This window comes from Chryseobacterium sp. GM_Chr_2 (assembly GCF_026540445.1).
GTDB lineage: Bacteria > Bacteroidota > Bacteroidia > Flavobacteriales > Weeksellaceae > Chryseobacterium.
Genome location: NZ_JALNUD010000002.1, coordinates 175909 through 194636 on the forward strand (window position 1 = coordinate 175909; position 18728 = coordinate 194636).

Annotated in this window: 14 protein-coding genes; 11 read left to right on the forward strand and 3 right to left on the reverse strand. The window is 35.5% G+C overall.

Features of this window, described 5'->3' with window-relative positions; all coding sequences use genetic code 11:
* Window positions 1-4 precede the first annotated feature (4 nt).
* The 5 genes from OXQ85_RS04150 to OXQ85_RS04170 all read left to right on the forward strand — a co-directional run bounded on the left by OXQ85_RS04150 (window position 5) and on the right by OXQ85_RS04170 (window position 6978).
* Window positions 5-1477, forward strand: coding sequence for a RagB/SusD family nutrient uptake outer membrane protein (locus tag OXQ85_RS04150; protein ID WP_267402547.1), 1473 nt, complete (start codon window positions 5-7; stop codon window positions 1475-1477).
* A 77-nt stretch (window positions 1478-1554) separates the two neighbouring features.
* A complete protein-coding gene (locus OXQ85_RS04155; RefSeq protein WP_267402548.1) occupies window positions 1555-2943 on the forward strand; it encodes a glucoamylase family protein in 1389 nt (462 codons plus the stop codon).
* A 305-nt stretch (window positions 2944-3248) separates the two neighbouring features.
* Window positions 3249-3956: a prolyl oligopeptidase family serine peptidase gene (locus OXQ85_RS04160; protein ID WP_267402549.1), complete on the forward strand. Its 708-nt coding sequence runs from the start codon at window positions 3249-3251 to the stop codon at window positions 3954-3956.
* A gap of 180 nt (window positions 3957-4136) precedes the next feature.
* Window positions 4137-6464, forward strand: a complete 2328-nt coding sequence (bglX, locus tag OXQ85_RS04165) for a beta-glucosidase BglX (RefSeq protein ID WP_267402550.1) — start codon at window positions 4137-4139, stop codon at window positions 6462-6464.
* 112 nt (window positions 6465-6576) lie between these two features.
* Window positions 6577-6978, forward strand: coding sequence for a hypothetical protein (locus OXQ85_RS04170; protein WP_267402551.1), 402 nt, complete (start codon window positions 6577-6579; stop codon window positions 6976-6978).
* Window positions 6979-7219: 241 nt separating this feature from the next.
* Here the strand turns inward: OXQ85_RS04170 and OXQ85_RS04175 are convergent, their stop codons facing one another.
* Window positions 7220-8386: an iron-containing alcohol dehydrogenase gene (locus tag OXQ85_RS04175; RefSeq protein ID WP_267402552.1), complete on the reverse strand. Its 1167-nt coding sequence runs from the start codon at window positions 8384-8386 to the stop codon at window positions 7220-7222.
* 67 nt (window positions 8387-8453) lie between these two features.
* Window positions 8454-9338 carry a helix-turn-helix transcriptional regulator gene (locus OXQ85_RS04180; protein WP_267402553.1) on the reverse strand — a complete coding sequence of 295 codons (885 nt, stop codon included), beginning with the start codon at window positions 9336-9338 and terminating at the stop codon, window positions 8454-8456.
* 491 nt (window positions 9339-9829) lie between these two features.
* On the opposite strand from OXQ85_RS04180, the gene purB reads away from it, so the two are divergent.
* From purB to OXQ85_RS04210, 6 genes are all read left to right on the forward strand, one after another.
* A complete protein-coding gene (gene purB / locus OXQ85_RS04185; RefSeq protein ID WP_267402554.1) occupies window positions 9830-11257 on the forward strand; it encodes an adenylosuccinate lyase in 1428 nt (475 codons plus the stop codon).
* Window positions 11258-11316: 59 nt separating this feature from the next.
* The gene (locus OXQ85_RS04190; RefSeq protein WP_267402555.1) at window positions 11317-12279 is read left to right on the forward strand and encodes a WG repeat-containing protein; all 963 of its coding nucleotides are present in this window, start codon (window positions 11317-11319) and stop codon (window positions 12277-12279) included.
* A 29-nt stretch (window positions 12280-12308) separates the two neighbouring features.
* Entirely contained in the window at window positions 12309-16004 is a 3696-nt protein-coding gene (locus OXQ85_RS04195; RefSeq protein WP_267402556.1) for a phosphoribosylformylglycinamidine synthase, read from the forward strand.
* Window positions 16005-16152: 148 nt separating this feature from the next.
* Window positions 16153-16854 (forward strand): DUF3667 domain-containing protein, encoded by a 702-nt coding sequence (locus tag OXQ85_RS04200; protein WP_267402557.1) that lies wholly within the window; start codon window positions 16153-16155, stop codon window positions 16852-16854.
* A gap of 44 nt (window positions 16855-16898) precedes the next feature.
* Window positions 16899-17291: a ribonuclease inhibitor gene (locus tag OXQ85_RS04205; RefSeq protein WP_267402558.1), complete on the forward strand. Its 393-nt coding sequence runs from the start codon at window positions 16899-16901 to the stop codon at window positions 17289-17291.
* A 161-nt stretch (window positions 17292-17452) separates the two neighbouring features.
* Window positions 17453-18082: a GDSL-type esterase/lipase family protein gene (locus tag OXQ85_RS04210; RefSeq protein WP_267402559.1), complete on the forward strand. Its 630-nt coding sequence runs from the start codon at window positions 17453-17455 to the stop codon at window positions 18080-18082.
* Between the two features lie 104 nt (window positions 18083-18186).
* Here OXQ85_RS04210 and OXQ85_RS04215 read toward each other — a convergent pair whose 3' ends face one another.
* Window positions 18187-18540, reverse strand: coding sequence for a diacylglycerol kinase family protein (locus OXQ85_RS04215; protein WP_267402560.1), 354 nt, complete (start codon window positions 18538-18540; stop codon window positions 18187-18189).
* Between the last annotated feature and the right edge of the window lie 188 nt (window positions 18541-18728).

An 18728-nucleotide genomic window follows, 5' to 3' on the forward strand; every position in this document is an offset into this window, starting at 1 on the left:
AAAAATGAAAAAGAATAAAATATTATTAGTCTCTTTAATGTTATTAACTGCAGGGACTTTTACACAAAGCTGTAAGGATGAGTTTATTGATGTAGCTCCTTCAGAATCAATGACAGTTGGGGAAATCGAGAAGTTTAATAATGATGCAGGGGCTGTTTATTTTGTTAATTCAATTTATGCAAAATTTTTAGATTGGAACATGAGTTCTTTTGCATGGATAGGAGTAACGTCTATCGTATCCGATGATGCAGATAAAGGCTCAAGTTCTGGAGATTCAGGTTCTGATAAAGATATTCTTGATGCTTTAAATTTCACAGCAACAACACCTTCGTTTAAAGAATTGTTTGCTTCAAATTATCAGGGAATCAACAGAGCTAATCAAGCGCTTAACTATTTACCACAGCTTACAAATGTAAATGCAGATCTAAGAAAAAGACTAACGGGGGAGGCAAAGTTTTTGAGAGCCTTTATGTATTTTACATTGGTACGATCTTTTGGTGGAGTTCCTTTAGTGGACAGGGCACTTACACCTGGAGGAAGCCCTGAAGATACAAAAATGCAGCTGACAAGAGTTTCTAAAGAAGAAATTTATGCATTCATAGAAAAAGACCTTACAGATGCAATTGAAGCATTACCAGACCGTTCAGTATATCCTAAGACTGATGCAGGAAGAGCTTCTGTAGGAGCAGCACACGCTTTGTTAGCAAAAGTATATCTTTATCAGAAAAAATGGCAATTGGCTGTTGATGAAGCTAATAAAGTAACTGGCTACTCTTTGACACCAGAATTTATTGATATCTATAAGTTAAGCGGAGAAAATAATGCAGAATCTATATTTGAAATTCAAGGTTCTGGTACGGTAGCAGGTAGAGGAATCCAGCAGTATACTCAAGTTCAGGCACCTCGTGGTACTGGAGGTTGGGGATGGGGATTTGCTACTCCATCACAAGGATTGTATGATGCTTATTCAGCTACAGATAAGAGAAGAGATGCTACCATTATGCACAGAGGTATGACATTATATGATGATAGAAAAGTTAACATCAATGCAGAAAATAAATTTTATAACTATAAAGCATATTCTTCTGCATACTATGATCAACCTAATACAGATACAAACATCCGTTACCTAAGATATGCTGAGGTTCTTTTAATTAAAGCTGAAGCAATGAATGAGCTAGGTCAAACTTCGGGTGCAATTCCTTTCTTAAATCAAGTAAGACAAAGAGCAGGTATTGGAGATACTCCAGCGCTTTCTCAATCTGATGTAAGGGCAGATATCTGGAAGCAGAGAAGATTGGAGCTTGCTTTCGAACATGACAGATGGTTCGACTTGGTAAGAACCGGTCAGGCTGCTGCTGCAATGGCTGCTGATGGAGGTAAAGTTTTCAAAGTTGGAACACATGAAGTTTTCCCACTTCCACAAGACTTTATCATGGAAGCTGGCGGATTATCAGCTCAAAACCCTGGTTACTAAAAATTTAATCAATAAAATCACAGAGGAGAATGAAAATTCTCCTCTTCTTTTAGGGATCAACTTTAAAATTTGAATTTATGAAAAGGATAGTACTATCAATGGCTGTTGTATCATTACTTACGGTTTCCTGCAAAAATTCTCAGACGCTTAAACCCTCCAACTCTCAAACTCAGGTTGTAAAAAGTGATATTACTGATGAGCAATTGATGGATAAAGTTCAGAAAGAGTCTTTAAAATATTTCTGGGACTACGCAGAACCCAATTCTAAATTGGGAAGAGAGCGTTATCATGAAGATAATATTTATCCTGATAATGATAAGCACGTCATCACGACAGGAGGTTCCGGGTTTGGATTGGCGACAATTTTGGTGGGTGTGGAAAGAGGTTTCGTTCCAAGAAAAGAAGCGGTAAAAAGATTGACTACGATGATGGACTTTCTGGCAAAATCAGACCGTCATAAAGGCGCTTGGTCACACTGGATCAACGGAGAAACAGGAAAAACCGTTCCTTTTGGTAAAAAAGATAATGGTGGAGATTTGGTAGAAACGGCGTTTTTGACTTCAGGAATTTTAATGGTTCGTGAATATTTCAAAAACGGAAATGCCGAAGAAAAAGCACTTGCCCAAAAATGCGACGAACTTTGGAAAGGAATTCAATGGAACTGGTATACAAAAGGAGGTGAGAAAGTTTTGTACTGGCACTGGTCACCGGAATATCAATGGGAAATGAACTTCCCGCTTCAAGGTTATAATGAATGTTTAATCACGTATATTTTAGCAGCTTCGTCGCCAACCTATCCAATCGACGCTGAAACGTATTATAAAGGCTGGACAAGGAACGGAACGTACCTTTCAGACAAAGAAAAATATGGACTTCCAATGTATGTTAAGCACAACGGAGCAGAAGAATACGGAGGACCATTATTCTGGACTCAGTATTCTTACATCGGTTTAGATCCAACAAATTTATCGGATAAATTAATCAAAAATTATTTTGATTTAAACAAAAATCAGGTTCTTATCGATTATAAATATTGTGTTGAAAATCCAAAAGGCTGGAAAGGATACGGGCCAAATTATTGGGGATTAACAGCCGGATATTCAAGAAATAAAGACGGAAGCACAGGTTACGATGCCCATTTTCCTCAAAATGATCATGGCGTAATTACTCCGACGGCAGCGTTGAGCAGTTTCCCATATTCACCCAAAGAATCGATGGATTTTCTGAGATTTATCTATACGCAAAAACCTGAATTTATCGGTTCTGCAGGACCTTACGATGCTACTTCTATTAATTACGACAATTGGTTTACTCCAAGATATTTAGCGATTGATCAGGGAACGATTGCTCCGATGATAGAAAATTACAGAACCGGATTTTTATGGAAATTATTCATGAATGCTCCAGAAATTCAACAAGGATTAAAGAAATTAAGTTTCAAATCTGAAAAATATAATATCAAATAATATTTTTTTTAACTTAATTGTATTTTCCGAATAAATTTTAAATAAAACTTAAAAAAACTAAGAACCTGTTTAAATTATATGATATAATCTTCATTGTTTACTTCATTTGCTTAATTAAAATAAACTTTGTTTATTCTTTTTTAACATTAAGGCTTTAAGCTAATGAAGCTAAATACGATTAAGAAATCAATAGATTGATTTTTATTAAGCTCTTTAAGTAAAGAATCTTTAAAACTGAACTTCTTAATGTTAAAAATGTCAACTTTAAGCAGGATCTAAATCAAATTACAAACTAAATTATTCAAATGAAAATTAAACTAACACACTTACCACTTTTACTTTTACCATTTTCTTTAAGCGTACATGCTCAGGAAATAAAAACAACATTCAATAAAGAGGTGAAAAGAACTGAGAAAATATCTTACGTTCTCGATTATCCTCAAAAAGTAAAAGGAAATGTTCCGTTAATTGTATTTCTTCACGGTTCGGGAGAAAGAGGAAACGATCTGGAAGCTGTAAAAGCGCACAGTCCGTTTACTTACAGGAATTTAATTAATGAACCTGTGGCAATTTTGGCTCCCCAATGCCCTGCAGATACTTGGTGGGATACGGTAAGCGTTTATAATTTGATTAAAGAAATTCAGAAAAAGTATAAGATCGATGCTTCCAGAATTTACCTTACAGGGCTTTCGATGGGAGGTTGGGGAACGCTGAAACTGGCTATGGAACATCCTGAAATGTTTGCTGCCGTAGTTTCCGTTTGCGCACCGACCGACAGAGTGATGTATGCGAACATCAATCAATACAAAGATTTAAATATGAAAATTTTTCACGGCGGAATGGACGATGTTGTTTTGCCTGAAAATGCTTTTAATTTTTACCAAAAACTTCATCCGGTAAATCCATCGGCAGAATTAACGATTTTCCCAAATGATAATCATAATTCATGGGATTCTACGTATTCAAATCCTGCGTTGTATGAATGGATGTTGAGTAAAAAGAAAGAAAAATAATTCATTTAAAATTGATAATATAAGTAAATTTTAGATTGCTATCATTGGCTGAGTGAAACGCCCTTGCGAACAAAAATATGCAGAATAGTTTTAAAGAAGAACCTTAGCAAACTTAGCGTTAAAAACTTATTATTAAAAATTAAAATAAAAAATAGAACTATAATTTAAGAAGATAGATTTATGAGAAAGTTAATTGTAATCGCGACTTTAGCATTAGCACCTGTAGTTTCGGCTCAGGAAATGGTAACAAAGCCCGTTCAGTCTTATCAGACGGCGCAGTATCAGGCTAAAAAGAAAGCTTTTGTAGATAATCTTTTGGCTAAAATGACTTTAGACGAGAAAATCGGACAGCTGAATTTACCAAGTTCAGGAGATTTTACGACTGGTTTGGCTAAAAGTTCCGATATCGGAAAAAAAGTAGAGCAAGGTTTAGTCGGTGGACTATTCAATATAAAAGGGGCTGATAAAATTAAGGCCGTTCAGAAAGTAGCGGTAGAAAACAGCCGTCTGAAAATTCCAATGATTTTCGGAATGGATGTAATTCACGGTTACGAAACCACTTTTCCTATTCCATTAGGATTAGCGGCTTCTTGGGATATGAATTTAGTTCAGCAGTCAGCAAAAGTTGCAGCAAGAGAAGCAGCCGCCGACGGAATTAACTGGACGTTTTCGCCAATGGTGGATATTTCCCGCGAGCCAAGATGGGGAAGGGTTTCTGAAGGTTCGGGTGAAGATCCATATTTAGGAAGTGAAATTTCTAAAAACATGGTCTACGGTTACCAAGGAAAAGATTTGGCAAACGGAACCAATATTTTGGCTTGTGTAAAGCACTTTGCGTTGTACGGAGCTGGTGAAGCGGGTAGAGATTACAACACGGTAGACATGAGCCACGTGAGAATGTTCAACGAATATTTTCCACCTTATAAAGCGGCTGTGGATGCTGGTGTAGCGTCTGTGATGGCATCTTTCAACGAAGTAGACGGAGTTCCTGCGACCGGAAACAGATGGTTGCAAACCGAAGTATTGAGAAATATGTGGAAATTCAAAGGTTTCGTAGTGACCGATTATACAGGGATCAACGAGATGGTAGACCACGGAATGGGAGATCTTCAGCAAGTTTCAGCTTTAGCTTTGAAAGCCGGAGTTGATATGGATATGGTAGGTGAAGGTTTTTTAACCACATTGAAAAAATCTTTATCTGAAGGAAAAGTGACGCAGACTGAGATCGATATGGCAACGAGAAGAATTCTTGAAGCAAAGTATGATTTAGGTTTGTTCGATAATCCATACAAACACGGAGATGCGAAATTAGCTGCAAAAGAGGTTTACAGCATGGAAAACCGTAATATTGCGAGAAACGTAGCTTCTCAGTCTATGGTTTTGATGAAAAACGAAAACCAAGTTTTACCATTGAAAAAATCAGGAACGGTTGCCGTGATCGGACCATTGGTGAACAACTCAATGAACATGGCCGGAACTTGGAGTGTGGCTACAAAGCACGCAATTTCTGTTAATTTAATGCAAGGTCTTCAGGCTAATTACGGGAAAGATGTGAAATTCCTTTCTGCTAAAGGAGCAAATATCGATTACGATGCTAAATTAGAAGAAATCTACGCAGCTCATGGAAAGAAAACAGATAGAGATAACCGTTCAAAAGAAGCTTTATTGAAAGAAGCGGTAGATGTTGCCAATAAAGCAGACGTTATCGTTTTGGCCATCGGAGAATCTGCTGAAATGAGCGGAGAATCTTCTTCAAGAACTGAAATCACGATTCCTCAGTCTCAGGTTGATTTATTAAATGAATTGAAAAAGACAGGAAAACCAATCGCCATGGTGTTATTCACAGGTCGTCCTTTAGCTTTAACGAATGTAAAAGATACGCCTGATGCTATTCTGAATGCTTGGTTCCCAGGTTCAGAAGCCGGAAATGCTATTGCAGATGTTCTTTTTGGAAAGGTAAATCCTTCAGGAAAATTACCGATGACGTTCCCAAGAAGTTTAGGACAGGTTCCAATCTATTATAACGCGAAAAATACAGGCCGCCCATTAAGTCAGGAATTAACTGATAAGTGCGAATACCAAAGATTCCGTTCGAATTATATGGATGAGTGTAACACGCCGTTGTATCCGTTTGGGTTTGGTTTGAGTTATTCTAAATTTAATTATTCTGATGTAACGGTTTCTAACGCTAATCCAAAAGGTGAGCAAACGATTCAGGCTTCGGTAACGGTAACGAATTCCGGAAATTATGATGGCGCTGAGGTGGTTCAGTTATACATCAGAGATATGGTTGGAAGCATCACAAGACCGGTAAAAGAATTGAAAGGATTCCAAAAAGTAATGTTGAAAAAAGGAGAATCTAAAAAGGTTACCTTCGACATCAGTCCTGAAAATCTTAAATTCTACAACGGAGATTTAAAATATGATTGGGAAGCTGGAGATTTTGATATCATGATCGGTACAAACTCAGAAGAGGTGAAACATTCAAAAATCAATTGGACAAAATAATTTTTTATAAGCCACTCATAACGAGTGGCTTTTTTTGTAACTTAGAAAGAAATTAACTAATACCAAATCTTTGGCATATTTTTTACCAAATGAAAACTTAAATATTTACAATATGAAAAAAACTATTTTATTAGGAGCGATGTTCCTTGGATCTTTAGCATTTGCCCAGAAAGTTGGCGGCGACAGAGATGTTCACGGCTGCATCGGTTCGGCAGGTTATACTTATTCGCAACTTAGAAATGATTGTGTACGCGTTTTTGAACAGAAAATTAAACTCAATGAAGTTAAATCTGATAAGAGCTATACTTTGATGACGGCAGTTATTTTCAACAAAAGCATGAGTAAAGCTGAAATTTTTATTACCGATGGAAATGCTAAAAGTATTATTCTGGAAAGACAGGGCAAGGGCAAAATCTGGAAAAGCGGAAGTCACGTTAAAGAAAGCTACGTTTTAGTTCCTTATAAGAAAAAAGGCTATCAGATTAAAAAAGATGATGTAGTGATTTATCAATAAAACAAAACAGGAAGTCAATTTTGGCTTCCTGTTTTTATTTTAAACTTAAATTTTGTAGCTTTTTCCCGCTTTCGCTACTCGCTTTTTTCAGGTTTCGGTTTCGGCGGCGAAGCCGCCGAAACCGAAACCTGAAAAAGAGCTCAAACATGCCGCTCGACGGGGACTAGTAATAAACATGCCGAAAAAAACGTTATAGGTTCCAAAAACCTATAACGTTTAATTATAATCGTAGGATTAAATATTATCCTGCAACAACTTCTTCAGCATATACAAGGCCTTCATAACAAGCATTGTAAATAGCTTTCAATTCTTCTAAAGAAGGAACTCTTGGGTTGAAACCTGTACAAGGATCTACCAAAGCGTTGTTAGCGATATAATCAAGATTCTTATCCCAGTCTTCTCTAGAAATTCCAAATTCTTTGATCGCGGATTGATTATTAACCTCCGAACGTAAAGTTTCAATAGCCTGAGCTAAATCTTCAGCCGTTTCTTTACCAATTACTCTTGCTAAATCAGGAAAACGATTTGTTGCTTGAGCATTATAACGAATTACATTCGGAAGGAAAATCGCGTTCGAAGCTCCGTGAGGAATTCCGTATAAAGCACCAACCTGGTGAGATAAAGAGTGAACAATCCCCAACCAAGCATTGTTGAACGCCAATCCAGCCATAAATGAAGCATCATGCATATTCTGACGAGCTACAATATTGTTCGGGTTTTCTACCGCTTCTTTCAAATTATTAAAAACAATTTCCAAACCTCCTTTTGAAAGTGCATCTGCGATATTATTATCAATGTTAGAAACGTAAGCTTCCACACAGTGAGTTAAAGCATCAAGACCTGTGTTTGAAGTCACGTGAGCCGGCATTGAAGCACAGATTTCACCATCAACAATCGCGATATCCGGAGTCAATTCATAAGAAACGATAGGATATTTTACGCCTTTTTCTCTGTCTGTAATTACAGCAAGACCAGTCGTTTCAGTTCCTGTTCCACTTGTAGAAGGGATTGCGATAAATTTAGCTTTGTTTCTTAAAACCGGAACCGTGAAAGGCTTAATCATCGCATTGAAATCCGCATCAGGATATTCATAGAAAACCCACATGATTTTAGCCGCATCAATCGCTGAACAACCTCCTAAACCGATAATCCAGTCTGGTTGGAAAGCCTGAATCATTTCAGCTCCTTTTGCACAAGTTGCAGATGATGGATCTTCTTCTACACCTTCGAAAATCTGAGTTTCGATTCCCGCTTCTGTAAGGTAAGCAACCGCTTTATCCAACGTTCCGCTCTTTCTCATCGAGCTTCCTCCTGTTACGATTACCGCTTTTTTACCTTTAATATTTGCTAATTCAGAAAGAGTTCCCGCACCGTGGAAAACTTCTCCTGCAATAAATAATTTGCTCATTTTTTTATTTAATTTTTGATGAAACAAAATTAGACAAGCTAAAACGAGCAATGTTATACAAACAAGACTACGCGTTATACATTTGCGCCAGTTCCTGCTGAAGTTCGGTTGGCGTTTCTTTCAATTTTGCTTTTACAAATTTGTTAAGCGCGGAAGGAGAGTTGAAACCGAGATCAAAAGCGATTTCTTTATGAGAAAGATCTGAAAACATCAACTGACGTTTTATTTCCATTAAAATTCTATTGTGGATTGCCTGAATGGCTGTTTCTCCAGAATGTTTTTTAGTAATTAAATTTAATTTTTTTGGTGTAATGGCCAATTCTTCAGCATAATATTGAACGGTTCGGTATTGTTTGTAATGTTCATTCAATAATTTTTTAAACCGAACATAAATTGGTTTGTCTGCCGTTTCTTTATGTAAAATAGGATGCAAACCGTGAACGGATTCAATTAAACCTAATAAAAAGATCTTGATTTGAAATCTTGCCTGTTCCTTTTTAATCAAACTCGGTTTCTGATAAATCCCCTGAATAATTTGAATGGAATTTAAACTTTGCTCAAAATCTTCATGGGAAAGAATCGTACAGTTAAGCTGAGTTGAAAGATTAACATTATACGTACTCAATTCGTTTTTCAGAATATCTGAACAGAATAAGATTTCTTCAAACAGAATAATTTTCCCTTTTAAATCTGAACTTAAATCTGAAATAAAATGAACCTGCTCCGGAAAAACAACGGAAATTTTTCCGGCCTTCAAATAATGAATTTTATCCTCAATATGAAGCTGAAGTGTTCCATTTTCGATAATGATAATTAAGAAATGATCTTTTTTGTGAGGCTTAAAATAATCCTTTAAATTTTCTTCATTCAAATCAAAAACCCGAAAAGACAGATTTTTATCTTCCTCTTTCTGAATATTTTTTTTGATTTCCAATTTCTTCAAATTTCCCATTTCATGATTATTTTAAAACGAAGCAACAAATTTATAACAAAACATTTTCAGTTTGCAAGATTTATAATGATGAAAATGTTCAGAGCAATTTGATTACATCGAAAAGCTATTTCTATTTTTTATTTGAAGCTTTTTCCGGCTTTCCACTATATCTTTTGGGTTACGGGCTCCGCTTCGCTGCGCCCGCAACCCAAAAGGATGCCGTTTCAATCCGGGCTATTTTAGACGACCTAGGAAGTTGTAGCGTTAAAAAAATGAATTTTGTGAACGTTAAGAAAATTCTATTGTTCGAAGCGCGACACAAATTATGAAATGGAAACCAATTCTGAATTCGCGCAAGTTTAGAATTTTTAGAGAACAGAAGGCATTTTTAGCGAAAGATTCCAGTCTTGAATTTTTGGTGATTTTGTTTCAAGACAAAAGCACAGAGAGATTTTTCTCTCTCGTTTAAAAACTGTATTTTTGCATATCTAAAAAAGTAAAAGAAAAGAATGAATTCCTACAAAAATCCTTTGGAAGAACGCTATTCAAGCGAAGAAATGTTGTTTAACTTTTCTCACAATAATAAATTCCAGAACTGGAGAAAGCTTTGGATTGCCCTTGCTGAAATCGAAAAAGATCTTGGACTTGATATCACAGACGAGCAAATCGCCGAATTGAAAGCCAATGCAGAAAATATCGATTACGAAAAAGCGGCTGAGTACGAGAAAAAATTCAGACATGATGTAATGGCTCACGTTCACGCTTATGGTGATGTGGCGCCTTCTGCAAAAGGAATTATTCACTTGGGAGCAACTTCAGCGTTTGTAGGAGATAATACAGATTTAATTCAAATTCGTGACGGACTTTTAATTTTAAAGAAAAAGTTGGTGAACGTAATGAAGAATCTTTCTGATTTTGCTATTCAATACAAAGATTTACCGACTTTAGGATTTACTCACTTCCAGCCGGCTCAGTTAACGACAGTTGGAAAAAGAGCAACACTTTGGTTACAGAGTTTAGTTCTTGACATCGAAGAGCTTGATTTCTTCTTAGAGACTTTAAGATTCAGAGGGGTAAAAGGAACAACCGGGACTGCTGCAAGTTTCTTAGAGCTTTTCAACGGAGATTATTCTAAAGTTAAGCATTTAGATAAAGAGTTGTCAAAAAGATTCGGTTTCGAAAAAGTTTTTGGAGTGTCCGGACAGACTTATGACAGAAAAATCGATGCTAAAGTTGTAGCCTTATTAGGAAATATTGCACAGTCTGCACATAAATTCACAAACGATTTACGTCTTCTTCAAAATTTGAAAGAAATTGAAGAACCATTCGAGAAAAACCAAATCGGTTCATCTGCAATGGCTTACAAACGTAATCCAATGAGAAGTGAAAGAATCGGAGCGTTGGCAAAATATGTAATGTCTTTAACGACAAGTTCTGCAATGGTAGCTTCAACACAATGGTTTGAAAGAACATTGGATGATTCTGCAAACAAGAGATTAACAATTCCTCAAGCATTTTTAGCAGTTGATGCCATCCTATTGATTTGGAACAACATCATGAACGGAATCGTGGTTTATCCAAACAGAATCAACAAACATATTATGGAAGAACTTCCTTTCATGGCGACAGAATACATCATCATGGAAGAGGTGAAAGCTGGTGGCGACCGTCAGGAAATCCACGAAGTGATCAGAGTTCATTCTATGGAAGCGTCTAAAAAAGTGAAAGAAGAAGGTAAGGAAAACGACCTTATCGAAAGAATCTTAAACGACGATTCATTAAAACTAGATAAATCAAAATTAAAAGAAGTTCTTGATCCTAAAAACTTTATCGGTTTTGCGCCAATTCAGACGGAGGAATTCATCGCGAATGAAGTTCAGCCGATTATTGATGCCAACAAAGATCTGATAGGATTAGAGGCTGATCTTAAAGTATAATATAATGTATGCAGTCTTTTCGGCTGCATATTTTATTTTTAACTAAACCAAACCGATTCATGAAAAAAATACTTTTAGTCATTTTATTAATGCCCATGCTTTCTTTTTCTCAGGAAAAGGAAGTTTTAAAGTATTTTAAATCAAAAGATTCATTGGTTGGAGTTAAAGATCAAAACGGGAAAATTGTTGTTCCTGCACAGTTTAAAGTTTTTTCTTATTTGAAAGACGGAGAATTGGTAAAAGGTGAAACAATCTATTTTGATGGATTTAAAAATGATGAAAAGCCTGGAAAAAATGAATGGGGCTACGTCTACGACAAAAAAGGAAATTTCCTCTACAAACCCTTCTTTTACGACAACGAAGCAGATTATTTCTCTGAAGGAGTAAGAAGGTTTGTTAAAGACGGAAAAGTTGGTTTTGTAGACAGAAACGGAACGGTTATCATTAAACCTGAACATGATTTTGTCTCACCTTTCAATTACGGTTATGCAGCTTTTTGTGATGATTGTGATTGGGAAAAAACAGAAGATGAACATAAAGCAATGGTTGGTGGAACTTGGGGAGTGATGAATTTCAAAGGAGAAATTGTGATGCCTGTTTCAAAATCTGAAAATACGATTGAAGTTGATGGAAAATATTTTCCGAATCCATTCAGATACAACGAAAAAGAGAAGACCATTCTTCAGTTTTTCGAAAACAAAAATAAGAAACTTTCAGAGTTGTATTATGTAAATCATTACACGAAATTATCTGAAAATGAAAAGAAATTATTCTTCGAAATCGTAGAAAGACCAAAAGAAAATTTTCCTTTTTATCAGGTAAATACCTACGATTATAGAAGAATAGAAACGGGATCTTGGTTTGATTTCAAATTCTTAATTTCAGAAGATGGCAAAAATATTTTTGCGCTGGATTATGATGAAGAAAAAATTCCTTTCGAAAACTGGCTGAAAAAGGAAATTAAGGAAGCCGAAGATTTTCAGAAAGAACATCCGGATCATCCGAATAAATTAAGTAAATAAGTCTAATAATATTTAATATCTGACATCTAATGTCTCAAAACAAAAGAATTTTCGTAGAAAAGAGAGGAATTTTCGATGTGGAAAGTCCAAAAATTTTTGATGAAGTAAAAGCGGTGGTTCCGTCTATCCAAAGCGTAAAAGTGTATAACGTTTACGATATTTTTGGATTAAACGATGGTGAATTCGAAAAAGTTGTGAATAGCACTTTCGTAGATCCGGTTACTGATATTTTAATCGAGGAAAATCCGGCACAAGGAACTCATTTCGCATTAGAATTTTTGCCTGGTCAATATGATCAACGTGCAGATTCTGCTCAGCAATGTATAGCTTTACTGACTGGAAATGAGAAGTCTAAAGTAAGAAGCGGAAAATTAATCGAGTTTGAAGGAATTTCCGAATCTGATTTAGTTAAAATCAAAGATCTTTTGATCAATAAAGTTGAATCTCAGGAAAAAGATTTATCAACTTTAAATATTCCTGCTGAAGAAACACCGTCAAAAGTGATTGTTCACGAAAATTTCATCAATTTTGATGATGCTCAATTAGGGGAATTCTTCAACAATCACGGTTTTGCATTAGGTTTGGATGATTTGAAATTTATTCAGGAATATTTTAAAACTGAAGAGAGAAATCCTACGGAAACTGAACTTAAAGTTTTAGACACGTATTGGAGCGACCACTGTCGTCACACAACGTTTGAAACAGAATTGTCAAATATTGAATTTGAAGGACAGTTTAAACATACATTGGAAACAATTTTCAATGATTATATCGAAAAAAGAAAATTCTTAGGACGCGAATTGAAACCAATCTCTTTAATGGATTTGGCAACGGTTTGCGGAAGATATTTCCATAAAACAGGGAATTTGGAGAACTTGGTGGTTTCTGATGAAATCAACGCTTGTACAATTCAAATCGAAGCTGAATACGATGGTAAAAAAGAACCGTGGTATTTATTATTCAAAAACGAAACGCACAATCATCCGACAGAAATTGAGCCTTTTGGTGGGGCTTCAACGTGTTTAGGTGGTGCCATCAGAGATCCTTTGTCTGGACGTTCTTTCGTTTTCCAGGCGATGAGATTAACGGGTGCTGCTGATGTTTTGGGATCTGTGGATCAGACTTTACCGGGCAAATTACCTCAAAAAACAATCACAAAACAAGCTGCAAACGGATATTCTTCTTACGGTAATCAAATCGGTTTGGCGACTACAATGGTTTCCGAAATTTACGATGAAGGTTACAAGGCAAAAAGAATGGAAGTTGGTTTCGTTGCCGGAGCGGTTCCTGTGGATTGGGTAAGACGTGAAAAGCCTGAAGCAGGTGACTCTATCATCATCCTAGGTGGTGCAACGGGTCGTGATGGTGTTGGTGGAGCAAGCGGAAGTTCTAAAGAACAGGACGAAACTTCAATTCACACAATGAGTTCTGAAGTTCAGAAAGGAAATGCGGTTGAAGAGCGTAAAATTCAGAGATTATTCAGAAATCCTAAAGTGACGAGACTGATTAAAAAATCTAACGACTTTGGAGCTGGTGGAGTTTCTGTAGCAATCGGTGAAATCGCTGATTCATTGGAGGTTAATCTTGATGTTTTACCTTTAAAATACGAAGGTTTAAACGGAACTGAATTGGCTATTTCTGAATCTCAGGAAAGAATGGCGGTTGTGGTTGAGCCTAAAGATAAAGAACAGTTTATTAAGTTCTGTGAAGCTGAAAACATTGTGGCTGTTGAGGTTGCAAAAGTGACAGATTCAGGAAGAATGCAGATGTTCTGGAAAGGTGATAAAATTGTTGACCTTTCAAGAGCGTTTTTAGATACGAACGGTTGTTCAAAAAGTCAGGAAGTTAAAATTACTCACCTCCATGAAGTAAAAGAAGAGACGCCTGCATTTAATGAAGAAAATTTCTTAAAAATATTAAGCGATAAAAATGTTGCTTCTCAAAAAGGTTTGTTGGAAATGTTTGATTCATCGATTGGTGCGACTACGGTTGCGATGCCTTTAGGTGGAAAATATCAGCAGACTTTGATGGAAGGAAGCGTTCAAACATTGCCAATTATCGGAGCAAAAAATATCGAAACGGTTTCTTTGGCGAGTTGGGGATTCGATGCAGAGATTTCTAAGCAGAATTCTTTGTTGGGAGCTTCTTACGCGGTGGTAGAAAGTGTTGCGAAAATCGTTGCGATGGGTGGCGATTATAAAAATATCAGATTCAGTTTCCAGGAATATTTTGAGAAATTAGGTCAGAATCCTGAAAAATGGGGTAAACCTTTGGCTTCACTTTTAGGAGCTTATGATGCTCAAATTAATTTTGGATTGGCTGCAATCGGTGGTAAGGACTCAATGAGTGGAACATACCAGGATTTGAATGTTCCGCCAACGTTGATTTCTTTTGCTTGTGCCAACGGTGAGAAGAAAAATATTATCTCTCCTGAATTTAAAGGGGAAGGAAATAAAGTGTATTTCTTCAATCATATCGCTCAGGAAAACGGACTTCCGAATTATGATGCTTTAAAAACGGTTTATGAATTAATTTTCGAAAACATTAAAGCAGGAAAAATCGTTTCAGTAAAAACGGTTAAAGAAGGTGGAGTTGCAGTGGCTTTAGCAAAAATGAGCTTCGGAAACAGATTAGGTGCTGAAATTACAGTTGATGAATCTGTTTTATTAGCTAAAAATATCGGTAGCTTAATCATCGAATCTAAAGAAGAATTAAGCTCTGTAAATCTTCAATTAATCGGAAAAGTTGTTGCAGACGAAGTTTTAACGATCAACAATCAACCAATTGCGATCTACAAATTGTTAGCTGCAAACACGAATACATTCGAAAATCTTTTCCCAACGGTTGAAAAAGAAAAGATTACGGTTGAGATCGATGAGAAATTAAACTCAATCAACCCAAGAAATATTATCATCAAAAAACACGGAATCGCTCAGCCAAAAGTATTTGCACCGGTTTTCCCGGGAACAAACTGTGAGTATGATACATTGAATGCTTTCGCAAAAGAAGGTGCTGTAATCAGCAGTCTGCCTTTAATCAACATCAATCACCAGTTATTGGACGAAAGTATTGACGCTTGGGTAGAGGAAATCAAAACTTCTCAGATTTTGGCTTTCTCAGGAGGTTTCTCAGCAGGTGATGAACCGGATGGTTCTGCAAAATTCATTGTTAACGTTTTGAAAAACGAAAAGATGAGAAATGCAGTTCACGAATTGTTAGACAGAGACGGAATGATTATCGGAATATGTAACGGTTTTCAAGCGTTAGTTAAATCTGGATTGTTGCCTTATGGAAGAATCAAAGATTTGGATGAAAATTCTCCGACTTTGGCTCACAACGCAATCAGAAGACATATTTCTCAGATGGTGAATGTAAGAGTTGTCAATGACGAATCACCTTGGTTAAAAGGCATGAAAGATCAGGTTTTCACAATTCCGATTTCTCATGGTGAAGGTCGTTTTATGGCTTCAGAAGCGGAAATTCAGAAGTTGTATGAAAACGGACAAATCGCAACTCAATATTTGGATTTAGAAGGAAATATTGCCCACGGAATGCCGTTCAATCCAAATAATTCATTGTTCGGAATTGAAGGTGTTACCAGCCCAGACGGAAAAATTTTCGGTAGAATGGGACACCCGGAACGTTTTGCAGAAGGTTTAATGAAAAATATTCCAACTGCGAATTATCACAATATCTTCAAAAACGGAGTTGAATACTTTAAATAAATCAACTTTGTCAAAGTTCTGAACTTTGACAAAGTTTTTCGATACAAACCCCATAGATTTTAGATTCTATGGGGTTTTTTAATGATGACTTAACAAATAAGTTCCTATTTTTGTAAACATAATTATAGAAACTAAAAACAATAACCTGATGAACGAAGAAAATTCTCCTGACCATAAAAAAACAATCAAAAGAATCGATGCGCATTATATTTCTCATGAGATTCAGCATCTTTTTCATGTTGATAAAGGCTTCCCTTTTACACTCAAAGAACTTTTGATACGTCCCGGAAAAACGGTGAGAGAATATCTTACAGAAAACCGCGAGAAGTATGTAAAACCTATCGCCTTTCTGGTTTTTGCGGCGGTTATTTACACCTTAGCGATTCATTGGCTTCATATAGATGTACTTATCTTTAATATAAAAGCATTAGGAGAATCATCTACTCGGGAAAGTAACCATTATATCGATGCAATCAACAATTGGGTAGATTCTCACCTCGGATATTCTGCTTTGATTATTGGGTTTTTTATGGCGGTGTGGACCAAATTATTCTTTTATAAAAACGGCTATAATATTTTTGAGATTTTCGTGCTCTTGTCTTATATTTTTGGGGTATTTTTTATTTCAGTTTTATTCTTTCTATTGATTGGGAAGTTGCTTAATTTATTTATAATCGCCCAAGTTGGAATATATTTCGTTCAAATATACTTTATCTGGGCAATTGGTCAGTTTTTTGGAGAAAAGAAATTTTTAAATTATGTAAAAAGTCTTGTCTGTTTATTTTTAGGAATTGTTACCTACAAATACAGCTTGATTTTATTGACTTTTTTAATACAAATTTTTAAGTAATTATTTTAAAGTTTTCCTTTTGAAATTTTCTTGTATCTTTAAATATGCAACTGAATAATTCAAATAACAATAAAAAGAAAATGACCGTCATTAATGGCAGTCATTTTTCAAATCTGAAAGGTTTCTACGAAGAAATTTCTGAACTTTTTATGAAAGATGAAGGTTGGAAAGTCGGAACATTAGATGGTTTTGATGATATTTTGTATGGAGTTGATTCAGATATAACTTGGAAAGACTCCCAAAAATCAAAAGAAGATTTAGGACTTGATTTAACTAAAGAATTTTACGAAAATAAAATCAGGCAGGGAAAACCTTTTAATGTAGAATTGATTCAGCAAAAATTGGATGAATTAATCGACGGAAACGGACAAACTTTATTTGAAATTTTAATTGAAATTATAGAATCACATAAAAATATTACGCTAATTTTGGATTGATTTTTATTTTAAACCATTAAGGTTTTATTTAAGAAGTTAAGGGGAGTTAAGTAGTATTAAAACAATAAATATTAGCGATGTCATCCTGAGCGAAGTCGAAGGATCTTGATAATTCTTGGCTCAAAATTCAAAGTTCACAATTAAAAATATTTAAAAAGTAAATGAAAAAAATGAGATACGGATTATTTTTCGGTGACAGCATCACTTACGGAGAATACGACGGTGTATTTGGCGGTTGGGTAGATATTCTGAAAAGATATGCTTTACAGAAATACAATGAAGGAAGCAGTGAACTGATTATTTACAATCTCGGAATCGGTGGCGAAACTACAGAAGGTCTGCTTAAAAGAATTCCTTATGAAATGGCTGCCAGAAATTCTCCTGAAGGAAATATTGTTTTCATTGGTTACGGAGCCAATGATTTAGCTGTAAAAGAGGGAACCCATTTGATAAATCCGGAACAGTTTAAAGCTAATATTTTAACCGCTGTTGAACAGGCAAAACAATATGCACAAGATATTTATTTAATCAGCATTCTCCCGATTTCTAAAAATATAGATGGAGTTATGGTTGCTTCTGGAAAGTTGAGGTCGACAGAGGAAATTTTAAAATACAATCAGATTCTTAAAGAAATTTGTGCTGAAAAGTCTTTGAATTACGTTGATTTTTACTCGGGATTTGTAGATGATAAAGAAGTTCTGCTTTCGAAAGACGGAGTTCATCCCAATGAAAAAGGATATGGCGTAATGGCTGAAATTGCAATTCCCGTTATTGAAAAGTATTTGGAATAATTCGTAGGAACATTATTAATAAAAATATCAATAGGAACGGGCTTTAGCCCGTTTAACTTTTATAGCCAGGCAATATGGCTTTAGCCAAAATTTATTTGAGATTATTAAAATATATACTTCCAATACACCAAAATTCCTACAACTCCCGATAAAACAGCCGTTAAAATAACCGCTCCCGCCGCAATATCTTTAATAAAACCAATTCTTTTATCAAATTCAGGCTGAATCATATCGCATATTTTTTCAATTGCTGTATTGAAAATTTCCGCAACTAAAACCCCATAGCAAACGATCAAGATAAGAATAGTGTCAATTGTGGAAAGTTTTAAATAGAAAATAAGAAACAGATTGATAAAGAAAGCCAAAAGCTCGATTTGGAAATTTCTTTCACTTTTCATCATCAAAAAAACACCTCGGAAAGCGTATAAAAAACTTTTATGAATAGGTGGTTTTCGCATGACAAAAATATTATTGACAAATATACTCAATTGGTCAAAAATAATTATTAAATTTAAGCTCGTAAGAATAATCTTACGGAACAAAAAAGTGGAGCAGAAGGAGTTGGAAAATTCTTTTGATGGATGTTAATAAACTCTCGTCAATATTCTTTTCAATCTATTTTCTATTTATTATATTTGTAAAAATT